Source organism: Kribbella sp., assembly GCF_035655035.1.
Taxonomy (GTDB): domain Bacteria; phylum Actinomycetota; class Actinomycetes; order Propionibacteriales; family Kribbellaceae; genus Kribbella.
Map to the genome: position 1 here is coordinate 1 of NZ_DASRVN010000444.1, position 3,513 is coordinate 3,513.

The following is a 3,513-nucleotide window of genomic DNA, read 5'->3' on the forward strand; positions in this document are numbered from 1 at the left end:
TGAGGCGAGATCGGTTGGCCGGTGTGGTGATGATGCTCGGCAGCGGGCTGTCGACGCAGGTGGGTGCGTCGGTGGCGGCGCTGGCGTTCCCGGTGATCGGCCCGGCGGGCGTGGTCGCGATCCGGCAGTGGGTCGCCGCCGCGCTCCTGCTCGCCGTCGGCCGCCCGCGGTTACGCACGATCACCGCCCGCCAGTGGCGCACAGTGATCGCCCTGGCCGCGGTCTTCGCAGTCATGAACCTGTCGCTCTACACCGCCATCCACAGGGTAGGGCTGGGCCTAGGCGTCACCCTGGAATTCCTAGGACCGCTGTCTGTTGCATTACTCGGCTCTCGTCGCCTCCTCGACCTGCTGTGCGCATTGGCAGCCGCTCCGGCCGTCATGATCCTCGCCCGCCCACAAGCAACAACGGACTACCTAGGCATCGGCCTAGGACTGCTCGCAGCACTCTGCTGGGCGTTCTACATCCTCCTGAACCGCAAGGTCGGCAGAGAGTTGCCGGGCGCAACAGGTGCCGCCGCGGCAGCAGGCCTGTCCGGACTCGCCTACGTCCCGGTCGGCATCGTCGTACTGCTGCATCACCCCGCGACGCTCGCTTCCGTGGTGTACGCGCTGGCGGCCGGCGTGCTCTCGTCGGCGGTGCCGTACTTCGTCGACGTACTGACGTTGCGCCGTGTCCCGGCCCAGTTCTTCGGCGTGTTCATGAGCGTCAACCCGGTACTTGCGGCCCTTGTCGGCGTCGTCGTACTGCATCAGCGGCCGGCCGTGCTCGACTGGCTGGCGATCCTCGTGATCGTTTCCGCGAACGCGGTGGCGGTGACGTTCGGCGCTGACGCAGTACGTCACAAACGGGTTCCAGTCGCGGAGTGCGACGTTGTTCACGGCGTGCCGGAGCTTGCGGTGACCCCGGTGTTCGGAAAGGTGTCGGCGGACGGGGAGCCACGGTCTTCCCGCGCGACACAGTGAAGGAACACGATGCGGAAGCTGGCAGCCCTCGCGGCGGTTGTGACGATGAGTGTTGGCGCCCTGACGGCCTGCTCGGGCGGCAACTACTGCGACGACCTGAAGAGCTACGTCAACACCGGCAAGAACCTGGACACCAAGAAGGCCGGCGACCTGGACAAGATCCTGACGGAGTCGAAGAAGGTCAAGAGCTCGGCGCCGAAGGACCTGAAGGACGACTGGCAGGTCCTCATCGACTACATCGGCAAGGTCAAGGACGCGAACGGCGACACGACGAAGCTGGCCGAGCTCGCCAAGAGCGGTGACATGTCGAAGATCCAGACGGCGCAGGAAGCGATCACCAAGCAGGCGAAGGACTCCTGCAAGATCGACATGAACAGCACCGGCAGCAACTGATCCACGACGGGTGCAGTTGGTGGGACGGCTCTGCCCGTTCCGTCCCACCGGCCCGCCCGGGTAGTAGCGTGACCGCCTGTGAAGCGAACCCTCGCCGTTCTCGCGACCGTGGCTGCCGGTGCCGGTGTGCTGACCGGCTGTACCGATCAGCAGGCGTACTGCGTCGATCTGGCCAAGTACGCCGCCAAGGCGGTCGACGTCGACCCGCAGAAGCCGGTCGACTACGTGAAGATCCTCGACGAGGCGAAGAAGCTCCAGGGCTCCGCCCCGAAGGACGTCAAGGACGACTGGGGCGTCGTCGTCGCGTTCGCCGAGAAGGCCAAGAAGGCCGGCTCCGACGCGGCCCGGCTGGCCGAGCTGAGCAAGCAGACGCCGAAGGTGATGACGGCGTACAAGAACATCACCGGCCAGGCCAAGGACAGCTGCAAGGTGGACCTGCCCGCACTGAAGTGAACTCTCCGTACGACATCTGCCCGATGCCGGGCCGACCACGGGCTGAAGCCGTGTTAGGTTCCCTTGCGAAGCCATACAACGGGACAGGTGAAACGGTGCCACTTCCTACTTTGACTCCGGAGCAGCGTGCGGCGGCTCTGGACAAGGCCGCGGCGGCGCGGCGTGAACGAGCCGAGATCAAGAACCGGATCCGGCACTCGGGAGCGTCTCCGACGGAGGTGCTGCACGAGGGGCAGACCAACGACGTGATCGGCAAGATGCGGGTCAGCCAGCTGCTGCAGTGCATCCCGGGCGTCGGCAAGGTCCGGGCGCAGCAGATCATGGAGCGCGCGGGCATCTCCGAGACCCGGCGGGTCCGCGGCCTGGGTTCGAACCAGATCGCCGCGCTCGAGCGCGAATTCGCCGAGTGAGCCGGACCGGAACTCTGTCCGGCTCGTTGGACACTGGTGTGACGATGACCACGCTCCCGAACGACCCTGCTCCGGCCGGCTCCGGCGGGCGGCCGCCGGCCCGGTTGACCGTGCTGGCCGGCCCGACCGCGGTCGGCAAGGGTACGGTCGCCGCCGACATCCGCGAGCGGTTCCCGGACATCTGGATCTCGGTGTCCGCGACCACCCGCAAGCCGCGGCCGAACGAGGTCCACGGCGTGCACTACCTGTTCGTGTCGGACGCGGAGTTCGACCGGATGATCGCCGACGGCGAGCTGCTCGAGTGGGCGGTGGTGCACAAGGCGGCCCGGTACGGTACGCCGCGGCAGCCGGTGCTGGACATGCTCGCCACCGGGCGGCCCGCGCTGCTGGAGATCGACCTGCAGGGCGCTCGTCAGGTGCGAGAGACGATGCCGGAGGCACAGTTCGTGTTCCTGGCCCCGCCGAGCTGGGACGAACTGGTCCGCCGGCTGGTCGGTCGCGGTACCGAGACGCCGGAGGAGCGCGAACGCCGGCTGGAGACCGCGGTGCTGGAGCTCGCGGCCGAGAAGGAGTTCGACGTGACGATCGTGAACGCCTCGGTTCGGGAGGCCGCCGATCAGTTGGTAAAGTTGATTCGATCACCCTCCACCCCTGGAAAGAGCTGAACTTGTCTGGCAACCAGCCCGTCGCCATCGGCATCACCTCACCGCCGATCGACGACCTGCTCACCCACACCGACTCCAAGTACAAGCTGGTGCTGTACTCGGCCAAGCGGGCGCGGCAGATCAACGCCTACTACTCGCAGCTCGGCGAGGGCCTGCTCGAGTACGTCGGACCGCTGGTCGAGACGCACGTCCAGGAGAAGCCGCTGTCGATCGCGATGCGCGAGATCAACGAGGGCGTGCTGACCTGCACGGACATCGACCCCGAGGCCGAGGCGGAAGCCGCCGCCGCGGAGAAGTCCGAGTAACGACCTGACGACCGGGATCGGAGCCTGCTGATGTCCGGAACCGGTGACCAGACCCCCGTGACCCCTGACGGTCCGGGGGCTGACGTCGTTGCCCCGAAGCCGAAGCCGAACGTGGTGCTCGGCGTGGGCGGCGGCATCGCGGCGTACAAGGTCTGTGACCTGCTGCGACGGCTGACCGAGTCCGGGCACAGCGTGCGCGTGGTGCCGACGGCCGGAGCGCTGGAGTTCGTCGGCGCCGCGACGTGGGCGGCGCTGTCGGGGCAGCCGGTGACGGCGGACCCGTTCGACCATGTGGAGGAAGTGCCGCATGTGCGGATCGGGA

The 3,513-nt window shown here is 67.6% G+C and carries 7 protein-coding genes; all 7 read left to right on the forward strand.

Annotated features, from left to right (window positions below):
• Positions 1-965 (forward strand): EamA family transporter (locus VFF46_RS24545; RefSeq protein WP_325039557.1); only part of this gene is annotated, 965 nt, incomplete at its 5' end.
• 9 nt (positions 966-974) lie between these two features.
• Positions 975-1,358 carry a hypothetical protein gene (locus tag VFF46_RS24550; protein ID WP_325039558.1) on the forward strand — a complete coding sequence of 128 codons (384 nt, stop codon included), beginning with the start codon at positions 975-977 and terminating at the stop codon, positions 1,356-1,358.
• A gap of 78 nt (positions 1,359-1,436) precedes the next feature.
• On the forward strand, positions 1,437-1,811 hold the full coding sequence (locus VFF46_RS24555) for a hypothetical protein (protein ID WP_325039559.1): 375 nt from the start codon (positions 1,437-1,439) through the stop codon (positions 1,809-1,811).
• A gap of 95 nt (positions 1,812-1,906) precedes the next feature.
• Positions 1,907-2,221 carry an integration host factor, actinobacterial type gene (mihF, locus tag VFF46_RS24560; RefSeq protein ID WP_141851332.1) on the forward strand — a complete coding sequence of 105 codons (315 nt, stop codon included), beginning with the start codon at positions 1,907-1,909 and terminating at the stop codon, positions 2,219-2,221.
• A gap of 44 nt (positions 2,222-2,265) precedes the next feature.
• Positions 2,266-2,886 carry a guanylate kinase gene (gene gmk, locus VFF46_RS24565; RefSeq protein WP_325039560.1) on the forward strand — a complete coding sequence of 207 codons (621 nt, stop codon included), beginning with the start codon at positions 2,266-2,268 and terminating at the stop codon, positions 2,884-2,886.
• 2 nt (positions 2,887-2,888) lie between these two features.
• The gene (gene rpoZ / locus VFF46_RS24570; RefSeq protein WP_325039561.1) at positions 2,889-3,191 is read left to right on the forward strand and encodes a DNA-directed RNA polymerase subunit omega; all 303 of its coding nucleotides are present in this window, start codon (positions 2,889-2,891) and stop codon (positions 3,189-3,191) included.
• A 30-nt stretch (positions 3,192-3,221) separates the two neighbouring features.
• Positions 3,222-3,513, forward strand: a 292-nt coding sequence (locus VFF46_RS24575; RefSeq protein WP_325039562.1) for a flavoprotein, incomplete at its 3' end; no start/stop codon positions are given.